This window comes from Streptomyces sp. NBC_01244 (assembly GCF_035987325.1).
Taxonomy (GTDB): Bacteria; Actinomycetota; Actinomycetes; order Streptomycetales; family Streptomycetaceae; genus Streptomyces.
Map to the genome: position 1 here is coordinate 6,866,641 of NZ_CP108488.1, position 19,482 is coordinate 6,886,122.

Sequence of the window (19,482 nt, forward strand, 5' to 3'; positions counted from 1 at the left end):
CGGGGGCCGGGCGTGGGCCGGGCGTGGGCCGGGCCGGGGGGTGCGCGGGGCCCGGCCGGGGCCTGGTGGGCCCGCCCTGGCCCCTGTGGGCCCACCCCGGCCCCCGTGGGGACGCCGGGCGCGGTGGGCCCGGTCAGGTCCCGCCGGAGACGTCGGGCACGTCGGGCACGTCGGACACGTGCAGTACCTCGGTGATGCCGCGGGCGGCCAGGTGCTCCGCGTCCCCGGCCAGCTCCGCCAGGACCACGGCGGGCCGGACCCCCTGGGCGGTGAGCGCCGCCCAGGCCTCGAAGAACGCCCCGCCGGGGGCGCACACCGAGCGGTTCGGCGCGGACTCGGCGCCGCCTACGTCCACGGCGAGCGCGGTCGAGCGGACCGCCGGGCGGTGCTCGCGGCCCCGCCACTCCTCGGTGATCTCGGCGATCACCCGGCCGGCGGGCTTGGTCCGGCGGTCGTTGGTGAGCAGGCCGAGCCCGTACTCCAGCTCGGGGAAGTCCGCGAGCTCCCGCGACACGTCGTGCGAGCACCACCAGGTCACGCCCCACAGGCCGGGGCAGTCCAGGGCGTTCGCCACGGTCGCCTCGGTGAAGGAGGCCGCGTGCTCGGGCTGGATCAGCGGCGCGGGCGCGCCCACCTCCTGGAGCCAGACCGGCCGGTGCGGATCGCGGGCCCAGGCCTTGGAGAGCTCGATCAGGTACGCGGCGTGGTGCTCGGTCGCCGTACCGGTCCGGCCGTGCCGCTGGGCGGTGCCGTTGAACACCCAGGAGTGCACGGCGGTCGCGGCGCCCAGACGGGCCGCCTGGGCCACGGTGAAGGGGTGGCCGTCCTGGTACCAGGCGGCGTCGTACTCGGCGTGCAGGTGCATGCGGCCCGGCGCGCCCGACTCGCATGCGGCGAGCATCCGCTCCAGCCAGCGCCCGGCCTGCTCCTGGGTGATCCGGTCGGGGGAGGGGTGCGGATCGTCGGAGAACTGGTTGATCTCGTTGCCGACCGTCATGCCCAGGAAGTTCGGCCGGTCGGCGAGGGCGGCGGCCAGCGTGCGCAGGTACTCCTCCTGCCCGGCGACGACCTGCGGATCGCTGAAGATGTTGCGCCGGTGCCAGGTGCCGGTCCACGCGGGCAGGAAGTCGAAGCTCGACAGGTGCCCCTGGAGCCCGTCCACGTTGACGTCGAGCCCGCGGTCGGCGGCCGCGTCGGCGAGGGCGACGAGCTGCTCGACGGCGCGCGGCCGGATCAGCGTCCGGTTCGGCTGGAACACCGGCCACAGCGGGAAGACCCGTACGTGGTCCAGGCCGAGGCCGGCGATCGAGTCGAGGTCGGCCTCGACCTCGTCGAGGTCGAAGTCGAGCCAGTGGTGGAACCAGCCGCGCGTCGGCGTGTAGTTGGCGCCGAAACGCAGGGCGCGGGCGGGTGCGGAGGCGGGAACCGGTGCGGGTGCGGAGGCGGCGTTGCCGTCGTGCATGAAGGGTCCTGGAGTTCAGGGGGAATTCGCGGGATGCCCACAACCTGCCGCCTGTCCGGGGGATAAGTCAACAGGGTCCTTATCTCCGAACGTCCCCACTTGGCGGGATGAAAGTCCTGACCTCCACAGCTCTGGTACTTATGCGCTTCAGTCCGGTTGACAGGCGGGTTCCGGTCGCCCGAAGCTGAGCGCACTAATGCGGTTTAGTTGTTGATGAGCGGTGTTGTCACGCAAGGAAGTGTGCGGAAATGGACAGCGGAATTACCGTCACGTCGGTCACCACCCCGGCCCTCTTCGGCGGCCCGCCGGAAACCCCCTCGCAGATCGTCCGGATCCGCATCCGCAGAGCCCGCCCGGCCGGCCCGTTGCACGTGGCGGTGCACGGAGACGGCATCACCACCCCGCACCTCCGCATCGTGCGGGCCGACACCGCCGAGGCCTACGCCGGCACCGATGCCCGCGCCGATCTGGCCGGGTCCGGCCCCCGGCCCGCCCCGGAGTCCACCGTCGAGGTCGCCGTCCGGACCCCGGGCTCCGCCCCCGGGACCCTCCTGCCCGCCACCGTCCGCGTCGCCACCCCCGACGGGCGGCCGCTCGCCGAGCACCCCTTCGGCCTGGTCGTCGCCGAGCCCGGCTGGACCGTCCGCCTGGTCCCGCACTTCCACTACGACCCCATGTGGTGGAACACCCAGGCCGCCTACACCGCCCTCTGGGACGCCCCGCCGAAGGCCGGCGAGGCCGAGCGCGGCTGGGAGTACACCGGCGTCCCGGCCTTCACCCTGATCCCGCTCCACCTCCAGCAGGCGCGCGAGGACCCGGCGTACCGCTTCGTGCTCTCCGAGGTCGACTACCTCAAGCCCTACTGGGACACCCACCCCGCCGAACGCGCCGAGCTGCGCGCACTGATCGCCGAAGGCCGCTTGGAGATCGTCGGCGGCACCTACAACGAGCCCTCCACCAACCTCACCTCCGCCGAGACCACCATCCGCTCCGCCGTCCACGGGCTCGCCCTGCACCGCGGCACCCTCGGAGCCGACCCGCGCACCGCCTGGCAGCTCGACGTCTTCGGCCACGACCCCTCCTTCCCCGCCCTGATGGCCGGCGCCGGACTCGACTCCGCCGTCCTCGCCCGCGGGCCCCACCACCAGTGGGGCCCGATGATGGACACCTGGGGCGACGAGCTGCGCGCCCCGGCCGCCATGCAGCTGCCCGCCGAGTACGAGTGGATCGCCCCCGGCGGGGAGGGCCTGCTCCTGCACTACCTGCCCGCGCACTACTCCGCCGGCTGGTTCTCCCACCGGGCACCGGACGCCGAGGCCGCCGCCGAACAGCTGCTGGACCTGTACGAGCTGCTGCGCACCGCCGCCGCGACGAAGAACGTCCTGATCCCGATGGGCACCGACTTCTCCTGGCCGCACCGCTGGGGCTTGGACGTACAGCACGCCTGGAACCGCCGCTACTGCTGGCCCCGCATGGAACACACCGGCCCGCGCGCCCACTTCGACGCCGTCCGCGCCGAACTCGCGGCGCGCGGCGAGCAACCCCTCCCGGTCACCCGGGAGATGGGCCCGGTCTACACCGGCAAGGACGTCACCTACGCCGACGTGAAACAGGCGCACCGGGCCGCCGAGAACCTCCTCGAACAGGCCGAGACCTTCACCGCCCTCGCTTGCGCCGAAGGCCTGACCTCCTACCCCGCGCAGACCCTGTCCAAGGCCTGGCGCCACCTGCTGCACGCAGCCCACCACGACGCCGTCACCGGGACCTTCTCCGACCAGGTGTACCTCGACCTGCTCCCCACCTGGCGCGAGGCCCGCGAACTGGCCGCCGGCGTACGGGAGGAGGCGCTCGCCGCGCTCACCGCCGCGGCCGACACCCGCGGCCCCGGACCGCTCGCCGTGACCGTGCACAACCCGGTCTCGTGGACCCGCACCGACCTGGTCCGCACCCGCGTCGAGCTGGCGGCGCTCGGCCTCGCCGAGGACCGTGACGCCCGTCTGATCACCGTCCTGGACGAAGCGGGCCGCGGGGCGCCCGTGCACGTCGAGGCCGTCGCCGGCGGGACCGCCGAACTGGCCTTCCTCGCCCGGGAGGTGCCCGCGCTCGGCCACCGCACCTGGTGGCTGGCCACCTGCGAAACGCCGCTCTCCGGCGGCTGGGAGCCGGCGCCGGGGCATGCCGTCCAGAACGAGTTCCTGCGCGCCGAGGCAGATCCCGCGCGCGGCGGCGGCCTGGCCCGGCTGCTGGACCGGCGCACCGGGCAGGAGATCCTCACCCCCGGCGAGGTGGACGAGCTCGTCGTGCAGGAGGAGTACGACAAGCACCCCTACTTCGAAGAGGGCCCCTGGCACCTGCTGCCCAAGGGCCCGGGCACCGGTTCGGGCGCCGGGCCCGCCGCGTCCTGCCGCGCCGAGCGCGGGCCGCTCGGTTCGCGCATCGTGGCCACCGGGCGGACCGGGCCCGTGCGCTGGACCCGGACCACCACCCTGTGGGACGGCCTGGACCGGGCGGAACTCACCACGACGGTGCACGCCTTCGAAGGCTCCGACCAGTTGCTGCGGCTGCGGATCCCGGCGGACGTGCCCGGGGCGCTGCCCGTCGCCGAGACCGCGGCGTCCGCGGTGGGGCGCGGGTTCGCCTTTCCCGAGGCGGACACCGGGGCCGACCACACCCGGGCCCCCTGGACCCTGGACAGCCCCTGTCTGAACTGGTTCGCGCTGTCGGCGCCGATGACCGGCCCGGGCGGCCGGGCCCTGGGCGCGGCGGAGATCGTCCTCCCGGACGCGGACACCCCCGCGGGACTGCGCGAGCTGGTCACCGCCCTCGGCCGGCACGGGGTCACCGCGACCCCGACCCGGGCGGCCGGGCCGCGCTGGGGCGACCTGGCGGTGGACAGCAGCCTGCCCGACTTCCGCATCGCACTCGGCGGCCCCGAGGACAACCCCTTCACCGCGGCGCTGCTGGAGTCGGCCGGTCCCGCCCACGAGAAGGCCCTGCGAGACGCCCTACGAGAACACGGGCAGGTCTGGGTAGCGGCCCGAGCGGGGCTCCGCACGCTCTGGAGCCCCGGCTGCGATCTGACGGGCCTGCGGGACCTGCCGGTCCTGGTCCACGCCGGGCCCCCGGCGCGACTCGCCCGGGCCGTCGCCGCGTCGGGCCGGATCGACGCCCCGGCTCCGGCGGGCGGAGCCCCGGCTCCGGCGGGCGAAGAGGGCGCGCACGAGTCGGCGTACCCGCACGAGGCTGCGTACCCGCACGAGGAGCCGTACGCCGACCGCACCGTCGGGATCCTGGTGCGCGGCACGCCCGGCTTCGCCGTCGACACCGCCGGGCGGCTGCACAGCACCCTGATGCGGTCCTGCACCGGCCGCCCGAGCGGGGCGTGGATGGACCCGCCGAGGCGCACCGCACCCGACGGCAGTTCCTTCCAGCTCCAGCACTGGACCCACGTCTTCGAGCACGCGCTGGTGGCGGGTTCCGGGGACTGGCGGGCGGTGGACCTGGTGCGCCGCGGACGGGAGTTCAACAAGCCGCTCACCGCCGTCACGGCCGCCCCCGCCGAGGGGCCCCGGCCGCCCGCGCGCTCGCTGCTCGGCGTGGAGCCGGCCGACCGGGTGCTGATCGAGACGGTGAAGCGGGCCGAGGGCTCCGGCGACCGGCGCGAACTCGCCGTCCGGCTGCGCGAGACGCACGGCCGCCCGGTGATGGCCGAGATCCTGTGGCCGACGGATCCGGCCGCCGAGGCCGATCTGCTGGACCGCCCCACCGGCTTCTTCGAGGGGCAGGTCCAGGGCGCCGCGACGACCACGCTCCTGCTGCTCACGGAATCCGGCATGCCGCCGCGCCAGGACGAACGGGAGCCGCACCAGCCGGTGTTCAGCCGGTACTGGCTGCACAACACCGGGACCGCCCCGCTCGGCGACGCCCCGTACACCGTGACGTGTGACGGGATCCCCGCCGGGGCGACGGTCACCCTCGCCGCCCACGGGCAGGCGGACGGCGGCCCGGCCGGGCTGGAGGTCCGGGCACCGGAGGGCTGGACCACCTCCTGGACCCGGCAGCGGCCCGGGCTCCCGCCCGGCGGCCACGTCTCCTACCCGCTCACCGTGGAGCCCGCCGCCGGCGCGGAACCCGGCGAACACCTGGTCCGGATCCTCGCCACCACCCCGGCGGGCACCTTCGAGGACGTGCTCACCGTCACCGTGCCCGGCGGCCCGGCCGGAGCCCCGGCCGGGCTGTGGGTGGCCGCGCCGGAGCCCGCCGTCACCGTCGCCCCCGGCGGGCGGGCCCTCGTACGGGCACGGATCGGCTCCACGGGCATCCGTACCGGCCTGACCGGGCAGGCCTACGCCGTCTCGCCGTTCGGCACCTGGGAGATGACGGCCCCCGCCGCCTTGCCCGTCGAGGTCCCGGCGGACGGCGAGGCCCGGGCGGTCTTCGAGCTGCGGCCGCCGCTGTGCACCCCCGCCGGGGAGTACTGGGTCGTGGTCAAGGCGGTCTGCCAGGGCAGGATCGCGTACGGTCCGGCCATTGCCGTCCACGTCAGCGAGGGATGAGACAGGCCATGGCCCGCAGACCCACCATCAAGGACATCGCCCGCCAGGCCGGGGTGTCGGAGAGCGCCGTCTCCTTCGCGCTCAACAACCGGCCCGGAGTCTCCCAGGACACCCGCGCCCGCATCCGGAGGGTCGCCGAGGAGCTCGGCTGGCAGCCCAACAGCGCCGCCCGCGCCCTCTCCGGCGAACTGTCCGGAGCCGTCGGCCTGGTCCTCGCCCGGCCCGCGCACACCCTCGGCGTCGAGTCCTTCTTCCTCCAGCTGGTCTCCGGGATCCAGGAGGTGCTGGCCGCCGGCCGGATCGCCCTGCTCTTCCAGGTGGTCGAGGACCTCGACGCCGAATGCGCCGTCTACCGCCGCTGGTGGGCCGAGCGGCGCGTGGACGGGGTCGTCGTCGTGGACCCGAGGACCGACGACCCGCGCCCCGCCCTGCTCGAGCAGCTCGCCCTGCCGGCCGTCACGGTGGGGGAGACGGGACCGGCCTCCGCCTCTCCGGCCTCCGCCTCTCCGGACCCCGCCTCTCCGGACCCTGCCTCTCCCGACCCCGCCTCTCCCGACCCCGCTGCGCCCGCCGCCCTGTCCGCCGTCCGGGCCGACGACGCCGGCGCCATGGCAGAGGTGCTCGACCACCTGTACGGGCTCGGCCACCGCCGGATCGCGCACGTCGCCGGACTGCCCGGACTCGCCCACACCGACCGCCGGATCGCCTCGCTGCGCGCCGAGGCCGAGCGGCTGGGCCTCGGCCCCGGACAGGTGCGCTCGGTCACCACCGACTACTCCGACGCCGAGGGGGCGGAGGCCACCCGGCGGATCCTCGCCGAGCCGCAGCCGCCGACCGCGATCGTCTACGACAACGACGTGATGGCGGTGGCCGGCGTGGCCGTCGCCTCCGAGCTGGGCATCCCGGTCCCGGGCGGGCTCTCCGTCGTCGCCTGGGACGACTCCGCGCTCTGCCGGGTCACCCGCCCCCGGCTCACCGCCCTGGTCCGCGATACCGCCGGCTTCGGCCGGCTCGCCGCCGAAGAGCTCCTCGCCCTCCTCGCGGGGGGCCCGCCGAGGTCCCGCGAGAGCGAGCGGCCCAGGCTGGAGCCCCGCGAGAGTACGGCGCCACCGACGGCCGCATACTGAAACCGACCCCTTCCTGGAGCGCCATCGTGACCACTCCCACCCCCACCTCCGCATTCCCCGCCCCCCGCGCCGGTGCGCCGGCCGACTCCGGCCCCACGGTCGCGATCGACATCGGCGGTACGAAGATCGCCGGAGCGCTGGTGGACTCCGACGGCGCCATGACGGCCACCACCCGCCGCCCCACCCCGCGCGGCGCCGACGGGGACACCGTGTTCGCCGCCGTCGCGGAGGTCGTCGCGGAGCTCGCGCAGTCCCCGCTGTGGGGCTCCGCCGTCCGGTGCGGGATCGGCAGCGCCGGCCCGGTGGACGCCGCGCTCGGCACGGTCAGCCCGGTCAACATCGGCGCCTGGAGGGGCTTCCCCGTACAGGCCCGGGTGGAGGCCGAGCTCGCGCGGCACGGGCTGCGGATCCCGACGGTGCTGGTCGGCGACGGGGTGGCGATGACCGCCGCCGAGCACTGGCTGGGCGCCGCCCGCGGGCACGCCAACGCGCTCTGCATGGTGGTCTCCACCGGCGTCGGCGGCGGACTCGTCCTGAACAACCAGCTGCACCCCGGCCCCACCGGGAACGCGGGTCACATCGGCCACATCAGCGTCGCCTTCGACGGGGAGCCCTGCGCCTGCGGCGGCCGCGGCTGCGTGGAGTCCCTCGCCTCCGGGACCGCCATCGCGGCCTGGGCCCTGGCCCAGGGCTGGGTCCCGGCCGGGGACGCCACCGCGGCCGGGGTGGCCGCCGCCGCTGCCGCGGGCGATCCCGTCGCACTGGCCGCCTTCGACCGCGCGGGCCGGGCGCTGGCCGCGGCCATCGCGGCCACCGCCACCCTCGTCGAGACCGACATCGCCGTCATCGGAGGCGGGGTCGCCGCCTCCGGCGACACCCTCTTCGGGCCGGTCCGGGCGCACCTGGCCTCGTACGCGACCCTGTCCTTCGTGAAGGACCTCCAGGTCGTCCCGGCGACGCTGGGCACCCACGCCGGCCTGATCGGGGCCGCAGCCGCGGCGACGATGCTGCTGCCGTCGTGACGGCGGCCGGGGCACGCCCTACGGCTTGACCGAGCGGTAGTAGCGGGCCGCGCCCTCGTGCAGTTGCAGGGGATCGGTGTAGATCGCCGTCCGCAGGTCCACGAGCTGGGCGGCGTGTACCTGCGCCCCGATCTTGTCCCGCCTGTCGATCACCGTGCGCGTGAACTGCTCCGTCAGCTCGGTGCCCGCGTCCTCCCGGGTCACCAGCAGGTTCGGCACCGCCACGGTGGACACCGACGAGGTGTTGCGGGCGCGGTCGTAGGCGTCCTGGGGCATCACCGCCGCCCGGTAGTACCGCGCGGGGCTGCCGCTGGCCTGGAGCGCCTCCACCAGGTCGCCGAGCTGCACGAGCCGGATCTCGAACCGCTCCGAGAGCTCCTTCACGGCAGTGGTGGGCAGCCCGCCCGACCAGAAGAAGGCGTCGATCCGGCCGGCCTCCAGCTCCGCCGGCACGGTGTCGATGCCGATGGCCACCGGGGTGACGTCGCGCACCGGGTCAAGCCCCGCCGCCGTGAGCATCCGCTCCGAGATCAGCCGTACCCCCGAGCCCTCCTGGCCGACGGCGACCCGCTTGCCCCGCAGGTCCCGGGTGGACTGAACGGGCGAACCGGCCGGCACCACGAGCTGGACGTAGTCGTCGTAGAGCCGGGCCAGGGCGCGCAGCCTTTCCGCCCCGGGCTTCCGGTCGACCTGGTACTTGGCCACCGCGTCGGCCGTCGCCACCGTGAAGTCGGCCTCGCCCGCGGCCACCCGCTGCAGGTTCTGCTGCGAGCCCTCGCTGGTCTTCAGGCTGACCCGCAATCCGGGCACGTCCTTGGCGAGCGCCTGTTCCAGCAGCTGGCCGTAGCGGTGGTAGACCCCCTTCTGGACGCCGGTGCTGAGGGTGATCCCGCCCGTGAGCTCCGGACGGCCGAAGGGCCGCAGCCACCAGACGAGGGCGCAGAGCACGGCCAGTACGGCCACCAGGGCCCGCAGGGCACGGCGCCTGCTGATCCGGGGCGGTACGAGAGGCATGGCCGCGATCCTGCCACCGACCCGCCGTCCTGTCACGGCCCGCCCTTCCGGCCCGCCCGTCCCGCTCCGGCCCACGCCCGGCCCGGGCCGCCACGCCCGACCCGTACCCTTGCTGGGTGAGTACCGAGAGCGGCGAGGCGACTGTTGTGAAAACGTACGAGGTCCGGACGTACGGCTGTCAGATGAACGTGCACGACTCCGAGCGGCTGTCAGGCCTGCTGGAGGACGCCGGGTACGTCCGCGCGCCCCAGGGCTCCGACGGCGACGCCGACGTCGTCGTGTTCAACACCTGCGCCGTCCGTGAGAACGCCGACAACAAGCTCTACGGCAATCTCGGGCGGCTCGCGCCGATGAAGACCAAGCGACCCGGCATGCAGATCGCCGTCGGCGGCTGCCTCGCCCAGAAGGACCGCGACACGATCGTGGACCGCGCCCCCTGGGTCGACGTGGTCTTCGGCACGCACAACATCGGCAAGCTGCCCGTCCTGCTGGAGCGCGCGCGCATTCAGGAAGAGGCGCAGATCGAGATCGCCGAGTCGCTGGAGGCCTTCCCCTCCACGCTCCCCACCCGGCGCGAGTCCGCGTACGCCGCCTGGGTCTCGATCTCCGTCGGCTGCAACAACACCTGCACCTTCTGCATCGTCCCGGCGCTGCGCGGCAAGGAGGAGGACCGCCGTCCCGGCGACATCCTCGCCGAGGTCGAGGCACTCGTCGCCGAGGGCGTCTCCGAGATCACCCTGCTCGGCCAGAACGTCAACGCCTACGGCTCCGACCTGGGCGACCGCGAGGCCTTCTCCAAGCTGCTGCGCGCCTGCGGCGCCATCGAGGGCCTGGAGCGGGTCCGCTTCACCTCCCCGCACCCGCGCGACTTCACCGACGACGTGATCGCGGCGATGGCCGAGACCCCCAACGTCATGCCGCAGCTGCACATGCCCATGCAGTCCGGATCGGACACGATCCTGAAGGCGATGCGCCGCTCGTACCGCCAGGAGCGCTTCCTCGGCATCATCGAGAAGGTCCGCGCGTCCATCCCGCACGCCGCGATCTCCACCGACATCATCGTGGGCTTCCCCGGTGAGACGGAGGAGGACTTCCAGCAGACCATGCACGCCGTGCGCGAGGCGCGCTTCGCGAACGCCTTCACCTTCCAGTACTCCAAGCGCCCCGGGACCCCGGCCGCCGACATGGAGGGGCAGATCCCCAAGGAGGTCGTCCAGGAGCGGTACATGCGCCTGGTCGCCCTCCAGGAGGAGATCTCCTGGGACGAGAACAAGAAGCAGGTCGGCCGGACCCTGGAGGTCATGGTCGCGGAGGGCGAAGGCCGCAAGGACGGCGCCACGCACCGCCTCTCCGGCCGTGCCCCCGACAACCGCCTGGTCCACTTCACCAAGCCCGACGAAGAGGTCCGCCCGGGTGACGTGGTGACGGTCGAGATCACCTACGCGGCCCCCCACCACCTCCTCGCGGAGGGCCCGACGGGGGCGGTACGCCGGACCCGCGCGGGCGACGCCTGGGAGAAGCGCAACGCGGCTCCGGCGCAGCCGAAGGGCGTCCTCCTGGGCATCCCGACCCTGGGCGTCCCGGCCCCCCTCCCGGTGACGACGTCGGGCTGCGCCGCACCTTCTCCTTCTTGACGCGTCCCTCGCACCACTCGGCCCTGGCGGGCCTCCTGGGCTTCGCGCCGCTGCGCCGGGCACCTTTTCGACGCGCCGCTCGCGCGGCTCGGCCCTGGCGGGCCTCCCCGGCTTCGCGCCGCTGCGCCGGACTCCGTCCGGCGGTGGTGGGTCGGGGTGCTCGCCACTGCCGTCCCGGCGTGCGGTCCGGTGGGCGGGTGCGGCTGGGTCGGCCCTGCGGGGCGAGGTCCCCTAGCCGCCCTTCGCCCGTTCCCCGGGCTGCGCCCGGACCCCCCTGGGGCTCCGCCCCGGACCCCGCGCCTCAAACGCCGGCGAGGCTGGAATGGCGCTCCGCGCCATCCAGCCCGCCTCGGCTGAATCCAGCCCCTCCGGCGTTTGAGGAGCGGGGGTCCGGGGGCTGGCCCCCGGGAACGGCGCCGCACCCGGCAACGGGTCCGGGCGGAGCCCGGGGAACGGTGGAAGGGCGGGTAGGGGACTCCTTGCTCCGCCCAGCGACGGCGCGCTCGGCGCCCCCCGCAGCGGCATCGGGCACCGGGCCGACCGGGTACGTGCCGGGGCCGCAGCGGCGCCGGGCCGCAGCCCGGGCAGGGCACCCGCGCAGCAGCACGCCGGCCGGCAGGGCACCCGGGGAGACGGCCCCGCGCAGCGGTACCGGCCCCGACCCGCCCCGGTCACGGCTACGCTGCGGATCATGCTCGTAGCCGCCGCCGTCTGCCCCGCCCCGCCGATGCTCCTGCCGGAGCTCGCCACGGGCGCCGCCGCCGAACTCGGCGATGCCCGGACCGCGTGTTCCGACGCGCTGTCCGTGCTCGCCGCCTCCCGGCCCGACCTGCTCGTCGTGGTCGGAGCCTGCGACCCGGACCACCACGGTGCCTATCCCCAGGGCGCCCGCGGCACCTTCCGCGGATTCGGCGCCGGGGCCGACGTACGGCTGGGCGAGGGCGAGGAGGGCCCGCGCCTGCTGCCCGCCCCGCTGGCCGTCGGGGCCTGGCTGCTCGGCCGGGCCGGCTGGGGCGCCGCGCCCCTGGAGGGGTTCGGGGTCGCCGGGCCGCTGGACACCGAGCGGTGTCTGGAGGCCGGCCGGGAGCTCGCCGCACGCGAGGACCGGGTCGCCCTGCTCGTCATGGGTGACGGCAGCGCCTGCCGCTCCCTGAAGGCCCCCGGTTACCTCGACGAACGCGCCGCCGCCTTCGACGCCAAGGCGGCCCGCGCGCTCGGCACCGCCGACCTGACGGCCCTCGCCGCCCTCGACCCGGGACTCGCCGCCGAGCTCCAGGCCGCCGGCCGGGCCCCCTGGCAGGTGCTCGCGGGCGCCGCGGAGGGCGCCGGGCTCGAAGGGCGGCTGCTGTACGAGGACGCCCCGTACGGGGTCGGGTACTTCGTCGCGGCCTGGTCGTAGCGGCGGCGGGACCGCACGGCGGCACGGAGAAACGGAGAAGGGGCGCGGCACCCAAAGGTGCCGCGCCCCTTCTCTGATTCCGGTCAGTCCGGGACCGCGTCAGGAAGCGGCCGGCGGCGTCGGCCCGCCGGGAGCGTCCTTGTGCGCGATCTTGCCCAGGGCGTCCTTCGCCTTGTCCGCGCCGCTAGAGATCTGGCCGCTGTACTTGCCCTTGGTCTTGGAGTCGACGGCCTTGGCCACCTTCTCCAGATTCTGGGTGATCTTGCCCTCGTGCTGAGCAGCGAGGTCGCCGACCTTGTCCTTCGCGGGCGCGAGCTTGGCCTTCAGATTGTCCAGCAGGCCCATGGGTCACCTTCCAATAGCGAGGCTACGTACGGGCACCCTCTGCGGCCTCGCTGTCCGCGCTGACCTCCGCCGACTGCTGCTTCGGAATCTCGACGGCTTCCACCGCGCTCTCCTCCGCCACAGCCTGCTCGGTCCCGGCCTCGTCGGCCGTCGCGGACTCCGCCGTCAGATCCGCGGAAACGGCCTCGTCGGTCGTCGCCTGGGTCTTGCGGCCGAGAAGCCGGTCCAAAATGCCCATGTCTACTCCTATAACGTTACTCGTGTGAGTGAAGTTCCGCCGTGGGCGGGCCGCCGTACGGCAGACGTACGCCCGGCCGGAACCCCGCCAAGGCAACGACCCCGGTCCGATCCCGTCACGTAGCTCGATCGGGTACATGGCGATGCCTTGACGAGGGGCTGCGAGACTGGTGCGGTGAGGAAAGCAGCCCCCGCCCCGCGGGTCATCGCCGTCGTAGGACCCACCGCCGCCGGAAAGTCCGATCTGGGCGTAGCCCTGGCCCGTCATTTCGACGGCGAAGTCGTCAACGCCGACTCGATGCAGCTGTACCGGGGGATGGACATCGGTACCGCCAAACTGACGACCGAGGAACGCGGAGGGGTCCCGCACCACCTCCTCGACATCTGGGACGTCACCGAGACGGCGAGCGTCGCCGAGTACCAGCGCCTCGCCCGCGCCGAGATCGACAAGCTGCTCGCCCAGGGCCGTACACCGGTCCTCGTCGGCGGTTCCGGGCTCTACGTGCGCGGCGCGCTCGACGCCATGGAGTTCCCCGGAACCGACCCCGAGGTCCGGGCCCGGCTGGAGGCGGAGGTCACCCTGCGCGGCCCCGGCGCCCTGCACGCCCGCCTCGCCGCCGCCGACCCCGCCGCCGCGCAGGCGATCCTGCCCAGCAACGGCCGCCGCATCGTGCGCGCGCTGGAGGTCATCGAGATCACCGGACGGCCGTTCACCGCGAACCTGCCCGGCCACGAGTCCGTCTACGACACGGTCCAGATCGGTGTGGACGTGGCCCGGCCCGAGCTCGACGAGCGGATCGCGCTGCGCGTGGACCGGATGTGGGAGGCCGGGCTGGTGGACGAGGTCCGCACGCTGGAGGCCGCCGGCCTGCGGGGCGGAATCACCGCCTCCAGGGCGCTCGGCTACCAGCAGGTACTGGCCGCCCTCGCCGGGGAGTGCACGGAGGAGGACGCGCGCGCCGAGACGGTCCGCGCCACCAAGCGGTTCGCCCGCAGGCAGGACTCGTGGTTCCGCCGTGATCCGAGGGTGCACTGGCTCAGCGGGGCCGCCGAGGACCGGGAAGAACTCGCCGGACTCGCGCAGTCGTTGGTCGAACGAGCGGTCACAGCCTGATCACGTGATGGCATCGGGACGCCCCGCACGCCCGTCCCGGGCCTGACGGCGTGCCATCATCAAACTTCCGCCGGTGCCGTCACCGGCGGTGAACGACGGCGTGCGAAGTCCAAGTGGGGAGGGCGCGTGGCGATGGAGGCCGGCCCTCGTGACACCGGTCGGGACGACACCCGACGGGAAACGGACCCGATGCTTCACAGCGCCCTCGCCGATGGCGAAGGGCTGCCCGGCGGAGCGCCGGTGGACGCAGACGGGCTCACCGGCGGGCTCACCCACGGGCTCGCACTGCCCGCGGACGCCGACGGCCTCGGACTGCCCGCGGATCCCGCGCGGCTGACCCCCGACGGCCCGGACGCGCCCGACTCCGCCGAGGCGGAGGCGGCCGCCGCCCCCGCCTTCGAGGTGGAACTGCGCCCGCAGCGCCGCCTGAGGCTCTGGCAGATCGCCCCCATCGTCATGCTGGCCGCGGCCGGATCCCTGATGTTCGCCTTCCCCCTCGCCTTCGAGTTCGGCGACGGCGGAGCGGTCGTCGCCATGCTCGGATTCCTGATCAGCTGCTGCGCGGGCGGCTGGGGCCTGATGGCCGCGCGCCGCGTGGGCTACGCCCTGCCGGGGCTCCCGGCCCGCGGTTCGGGGCAGCGGCCCGACTGGCGCCTCGCCCTGCTGTACGCGCTGGTCGCGCTGGGTGTCGTAGCGCTCGCGGTGTACCGGGTGGCCCGGCTCCGATAGGGCCTGTCGTCACAGGGGCGGCCCGGCTGCGCCGGGCGCCGGCTCGGTACCATGGGCGGGTGACGCAGACCAGCCTCTCCTTCCTCAAGGGCCACGGCACCGAGAACGACTTCGTGATCGTCCCGGACCCGGACAACGCCATCGAGCTGACGCCCTCCGCCGTCGCGCGGCTGTGCGACCGGCGGGCCGGGATCGGCGCGGACGGCGTGCTGCACGTCGTGCGCTCCGCCGCGCACCCCGAGGCGGCGCACCTGGCCGGCGAGGCCGAGTGGTTCATGGACTACCGCAACAGCGACGGCTCCATCGCCGAGATGTGCGGCAACGGCGTCCGCGTCTTCGCCCGCTACCTCCAGCACGCGGGGCACGCGGAGCCGGGCGACCTGGCCGTCGCCACCCGCGGCGGAGTCAAGCGGGTGCACCTCGACAAGACCGGCGACGTGACCGTCTCCATGGGCCGTGCCGAGCTTCCCGAGGGTGAGGTCACCGTCTCCGTCGGGGCCCGCTCCTGGCCCGCTCGGAACGTCAACATGGGGAACCCGCACGCGGTGGCCTTCGTTGACAGCCTGGACGATGCCGGGAAGCTGCTCGACCCGCCCCCGTACAGCCCGGCGTCCGCCTACCCGACGGGTGTCAATGTCGAGTTCGTCGTCGACCGCGGCCCCCGGCACGTCGCCATGCGCGTCCACGAGCGCGGCTCCGGCGAGACCCGCTCCTGCGGCACCGGCGCCTGCGCGGTCGCCGTGGCCGCCATCCGCCGCGACGGCGCCGACCCGGCCGTCACCGGCGCGCCCGTCACGTACACCGTCGATCTGCCCGGCGGCACCCTGCTCATCACCGAGCACCCCGACGGGCGGATCGAGATGACCGGACCCGCCGTGATCGTGGCCGAGGGCGAGTTCGATCCCGCCTGGCTCACCGAAACGGCTTTCGCCTGAAGCTTCCCTCTAATGGGTGATCCGTTTCACGCTGAGCGAGAGGTGGACTGCGCCACGTGGTGGGGTCGGTAGCATCAGGCACCGGCCCTGCGGGCGCACCCCATGCCCACCACCGCCGGTCGAAGCCGTCGGAGGTGCCCATGAGTGCAGAGGCCACGAACCCCGAAGCACGTCCCGAAGCGCTCCCCGAACTTCGCAGACGCGGCCGTACCAGGCTTGACCTGCGACGACTCGGACGCGCTGCGCTGCTCGGCCCCACGCCCCGGGATCGACTGCCGGACGCCATCGGCCATGTCGCCGAAGCGCACCGCGCCCACCACCCCGACGCGGACCTGTCACTGCTGCGCCGCGCGTACCTGCTCGCGGAGACCTCGCACCGCGGCCAGATGCGCAAGAGCGGTGAGCCGTACATCACACATCCGCTCGCCGTGACGCTCATCCTGGCCGAACTGGGCGCCGAAACCACCACCTTGACGGCCTCGCTCCTCCACGACACCGTCGAGGACACCGACGTGACCCTCGATCAGGTCCGCGAGGAGTTCGGCGACGAGGTCTGCTTCATCGTCGACGGCGTCACCAAGGTCGAGAAGATCGACTACGGCGCCGCCGCCGAGCCCGAGACCTTCCGCAAGATGCTCGTCGCCACCGGCAACGACGTCCGCGTGATGTCCATCAAACTCGCCGACCGGCTGCACAACATGCGCACCCTCGGCGTGATGCGACCGGAGAAACAGGCCCGCATCGCCAAGGTCACCCGCGACGTCCTCATCCCGCTCGCCGAACGGCTCGGCGTGCAGGCCCTGAAGACCGAGCTGGAGGACCTCGTCTTCGCGATCCTGCACCCCGAGGAGTACGAGCACACCCGCGCCCTCATCGCGGCCCACGCGGGCGAGCGCGACCCGCTGCCCGCCATCGCCGACTCGGTACGGGTCGTCCTGCGCGACGCGGGCATCGCCGCCGAGGTGGTCGTACGGCCCCGGCACTTCGTCTCCGTCCACCGCATCTCCCTCAAGCGCGGGGAACTGCGCGGCTCCGACTTCGGCCGCCTGCTGGTCCTCGTGGGGGAGAACGCGGACTGCTATGCCGTGCTGGGGGAGCTGCACACATGCTTCACCCCGGTCATCTCCGAGTTCAAGGACTTCATCGCCACCCCCAAGTTCAACCTCTACCAGTCCCTGCACACCGCCTTCGCCACGTCGGAGGGGCCCACCACCCAGGTGGCCGAGGTCATCGTGCGGACCCGGCAGATGCACCGGGTCGCGGAGGCGGGCGTGGTGGCGCTCGGCAATCCGTACACGGCCCCGCCGTCGGCGGAGCCGGTCGCGGCGGCCGACTGCGACGAGGAGCGGGTGGACCCGACCCGGCCCGGCTGGCTGTCGCGGCTGCTCGACTGGCAGCAGTCGGCGCCCGACCCCGACACCTTCTGGGACGTCCTGCGCTCGGAGCTGGCCCAGGACCGGGAGATCACCGTGTTCCGCGCCGACGGAGGCGTCCCCGGCACCATCAGCCTGCCGGCCGGCGCCAGCTGTATCGACGCCGCCTACGCGCAGTACGGCGAGGCGGCCCACGGCTGTATCGGCGCCCGGGTCAACGGGCGCCTGACCTCCCTGTCCTCGCGGCTCTCCGACGGGGACACCGTCCAGCTCCTGATCGCGCACGACGCCTCCTCGGGGCCCACCGCCGACTGGCTGGACCACGCCAAGACCCCGGCCGCCCGGATCGCCGTCAGCAGCTGGCTCGAGGCCCACCCCGACGGGGCCCGGCCCGCCGACGCCGCACCCAGGCCGCCGCTGTCGGTGATCGGCCTCCGCAGCGGCGGGGGCAACGCCGTCGCCGACCTGCCCGACGCCACCGTGCGGCTCGCCGGGTGCTGCACCCCGGTGCCCCCGGACGCCGTCGAGGGGTTCGTCGTACGCGGCGGGGCCGTCACCGTGCACCGGGTCCACTGCGCGACGGTGGCCCAGATGCGGGCCGTGGGGCGGACCCCCATCGCCGTCCACTGGCGGGCGACCGCGGACTGCCGGGTCACGCTGCTCGCCGAATCGTTCGGCCGCCCGCACCTGCTGGCCGATCTGACCGAGGCCATCGCCCGCGAGGGGGTCGAGGTGGTCTCCGCGACGGTCGAGCCGCCGGTCGAACAGCGGGTCCGGCACAGCTACACCCTGCAGCTGCCCGACGCGACGGGCCTCCCGGCACTGATGCGGGCCATGCGGGACGTGCCCGGGGTCTACGACGTCAGCCGGGCGTAAGGGGGCTCGGGGGAAGGGACCACCAGCCCGCCCTACCCCTTTCGGGTGGAGCCGTCGCGCGCCGTTCGCGGGCGCGTGGCGGGCGCTGATAAGCGGTGGGGGATGCAGCTCACCTCCGCGCGCCTGCGCGCCGCCCTGCTCGCCGCGGCCTCCCTCACCCTCGTCGCCGCCGTCGTGCCCCCGCCCCGGGCGCTCGGCATCGGCGACCCGCTCTTCCCCGAACTGGGGAACCCCGGATACGACGTCCTCTCGTACGACCTGTCCTTCGCGTACAAGGACAACAAGAGCCCTCTCGACGCGGTCACCGTCATCGACGCGCGCAGCCTCACCCGGCTCGAAACGGTCAACCTCGACTTCACCCATGGGAAAGTGGCCTCCGCCGAGGTCAACGGGGAACCCGCCGGCTTCGCCAGCGTCGGCGAGGACCTCGTGCTGACCCCGGCCCGGCCGGTGGAGCCGGACCTCCCCCTTCACATCACCGTCCGGCACACGAGCGACCCGCGCGGCCGCGGCGACGGCGGCTGGGTGGTCACCGACGACGGCCTGGCGATGGCCAACCAGGCCGACGCCGCGCACCGGGTCTTCCCGTGCAACGACCACCCCGCCGACAAGGCGTACTTCACCTTCCGGGTGAGCGCCCCGGCCGGGATGACGGCCGTGGCCAACGGAGTGCCGGGCGCGCTGCCGGCCCGCCGGGCGGGCGCCGCGACCACCTGGACGTACAGGACGCTGCACCCGATGGCCACCGAACTCGCCCAGGTCTCGATCGGCGACTCGGCCGTGGTCCACCGCACCGGGCCGCACGGTCTGCCACTGCGCGACGTGGTCCCCGCGGCGGACCGGGAGCGGCTGGAGCCCTGGCTGAAGAAGACCGCCGGGCACATCGAGTGGATGGAGGCACGGATCGGCCGCTACCCCTTCGAGAACTACGGGGTGCTGATCGCGAAGGCCCGTACCGGCTTCGAGCTGGAGACGCAGACCCTGTCGCTGTTCGAGAGCGCACTGTTCTCGGGCAGCGGCGGCTACCCCGAGTGGTACGTCGAGTCCGTGATGGTCCACGAGCTGGCCCACCAGTGGTTCGGCGACAGCGTGAGCCCGCGCACCTGGTCCGACCTGTGGCTCAACGAGGGCCATGCCACCTGGTACGAAGCCCTGTACGCCGACGGCCTCGGCACGTACTCCCTGGAGCGGCGGATGCGTGAGGCGTACCAGCGCTCCGACCAGTGGCGGGCGGCCGGCGGCCCCCCGGCCGCGCCCAAGCCGGCCGCCCCGGGAGAGAAGATCGGGCTGTTCCGGCCCGCGGTCTACGACGGCGCCGCGCTGATCCTCTACGCGCTGCGGCAGGAGATCGGGGCCAAGGCCTTCGACCGGGTGGAGCGCCGCTGGGTGGGGGAGCACCGGGACGGAGTCGCGGGTACGGAGGACTTCGTACGGCTGGCCTCGCAGGAGGCGGGCCGGGACCTGGGGGCGTTCCTGGAGCCGTGGCTGTACGGGAAGAAGACGCCGGCGATGCCGGGGCACCCGGAGTGGAGCGCCGCGAAAAGCGTGTGACGCGTGCGGAACGGGCATGCCACCATCGACGAGGCCGCTGCGCGGGGCGCCACCGGGGAATCTCCGCAGTCCGGGGGAATCCCGGGGGAGTGTCACACGTTGGACGTG

The 19,482-nt window shown here is 74.2% G+C and carries 14 protein-coding genes; 10 read left to right on the top strand and 4 right to left on the bottom strand.

Going from position 1 to position 19,482, the window contains the following annotated elements; genetic code table 11:
- Window positions 1-133: 133 nt before the first annotated feature.
- On the bottom strand, window positions 134-1,462 hold the full coding sequence (locus tag OG247_RS30935; RefSeq protein ID WP_327255254.1) for a glycoside hydrolase 5 family protein: 1,329 nt from the start codon (window positions 1,460-1,462) through the stop codon (window positions 134-136).
- A 248-nt stretch (window positions 1,463-1,710) separates the two neighbouring features.
- Between OG247_RS30935 and OG247_RS30940 the strand changes: the two genes are divergently transcribed.
- The 3 genes from OG247_RS30940 (at window position 1,711) to OG247_RS30950 (ending at window position 8,167) form a co-directional block, all read left to right on the top strand.
- Window positions 1,711-6,018 carry an NEW3 domain-containing protein gene (locus OG247_RS30940; RefSeq protein WP_327255255.1) on the top strand — a complete coding sequence of 1,436 codons (4,308 nt, stop codon included), beginning with the start codon at window positions 1,711-1,713 and terminating at the stop codon, window positions 6,016-6,018.
- A gap of 8 nt (window positions 6,019-6,026) precedes the next feature.
- Window positions 6,027-7,145, top strand: a complete 1,119-nt coding sequence (locus OG247_RS30945; RefSeq protein ID WP_327255256.1) for a LacI family DNA-binding transcriptional regulator — start codon at window positions 6,027-6,029, stop codon at window positions 7,143-7,145.
- A 104-nt stretch (window positions 7,146-7,249) separates the two neighbouring features.
- Window positions 7,250-8,167: an ROK family protein gene (locus tag OG247_RS30950; RefSeq protein WP_327257703.1), complete on the top strand. Its 918-nt coding sequence runs from the start codon at window positions 7,250-7,252 to the stop codon at window positions 8,165-8,167.
- An 18-nt stretch (window positions 8,168-8,185) separates the two neighbouring features.
- Here the strand turns inward: OG247_RS30950 and OG247_RS30955 are convergent, their stop codons facing one another.
- Complete coding sequence (locus OG247_RS30955) at window positions 8,186-9,181, bottom strand: TAXI family TRAP transporter solute-binding subunit (protein WP_327255257.1); 996 nt, start codon at window positions 9,179-9,181, stop codon at window positions 8,186-8,188.
- A 116-nt stretch (window positions 9,182-9,297) separates the two neighbouring features.
- Here OG247_RS30955 and miaB point away from each other — a divergent pair, with 116 nt between their 5' ends.
- The gene (gene miaB / locus OG247_RS30960; RefSeq protein WP_327255258.1) at window positions 9,298-10,815 is read left to right on the top strand and encodes a tRNA (N6-isopentenyl adenosine(37)-C2)-methylthiotransferase MiaB; all 1,518 of its coding nucleotides are present in this window, start codon (window positions 9,298-9,300) and stop codon (window positions 10,813-10,815) included.
- Window positions 10,816-11,506: 691 nt separating this feature from the next.
- A complete protein-coding gene (locus OG247_RS30965; RefSeq protein ID WP_327255259.1) occupies window positions 11,507-12,214 on the top strand; it encodes a class III extradiol dioxygenase subunit B-like domain-containing protein in 708 nt (235 codons plus the stop codon).
- 99 nt (window positions 12,215-12,313) lie between these two features.
- Here the strand turns inward: OG247_RS30965 and OG247_RS30970 are convergent, their stop codons facing one another.
- Window positions 12,314-12,559 (bottom strand): antitoxin, encoded by a 246-nt coding sequence (locus OG247_RS30970; protein ID WP_266881466.1) that lies wholly within the window; start codon window positions 12,557-12,559, stop codon window positions 12,314-12,316.
- Window positions 12,560-12,581: 22 nt separating this feature from the next.
- The gene (locus OG247_RS30975) at window positions 12,582-12,797 is read right to left on the bottom strand and encodes a gliding motility protein (RefSeq protein WP_327255260.1); all 216 of its coding nucleotides are present in this window, start codon (window positions 12,795-12,797) and stop codon (window positions 12,582-12,584) included.
- 174 nt (window positions 12,798-12,971) lie between these two features.
- Here OG247_RS30975 and miaA point away from each other — a divergent pair, with 174 nt between their 5' ends.
- From miaA to OG247_RS31000, 5 genes are all read left to right on the top strand, one after another.
- The gene (gene miaA / locus OG247_RS30980) at window positions 12,972-13,910 is read left to right on the top strand and encodes a tRNA (adenosine(37)-N6)-dimethylallyltransferase MiaA (RefSeq protein ID WP_327255261.1); all 939 of its coding nucleotides are present in this window, start codon (window positions 12,972-12,974) and stop codon (window positions 13,908-13,910) included.
- 126 nt (window positions 13,911-14,036) lie between these two features.
- Window positions 14,037-14,639, top strand: coding sequence for a hypothetical protein (locus tag OG247_RS30985; protein ID WP_442813464.1), 603 nt, complete (start codon window positions 14,037-14,039; stop codon window positions 14,637-14,639).
- Between the two features lie 59 nt (window positions 14,640-14,698).
- The gene (dapF, locus tag OG247_RS30990) at window positions 14,699-15,574 is read left to right on the top strand and encodes a diaminopimelate epimerase (protein ID WP_327255263.1); all 876 of its coding nucleotides are present in this window, start codon (window positions 14,699-14,701) and stop codon (window positions 15,572-15,574) included.
- A 140-nt stretch (window positions 15,575-15,714) separates the two neighbouring features.
- Window positions 15,715-17,823, top strand: a complete 2,109-nt coding sequence (locus tag OG247_RS30995; protein ID WP_327255264.1) for a RelA/SpoT family protein — start codon at window positions 15,715-15,717, stop codon at window positions 17,821-17,823.
- A gap of 102 nt (window positions 17,824-17,925) precedes the next feature.
- Window positions 17,926-19,374, top strand: coding sequence for a M1 family metallopeptidase (locus OG247_RS31000; protein WP_327255265.1), 1,449 nt, complete (start codon window positions 17,926-17,928; stop codon window positions 19,372-19,374).
- Window positions 19,375-19,482: the final 108 nt, after the last annotated feature.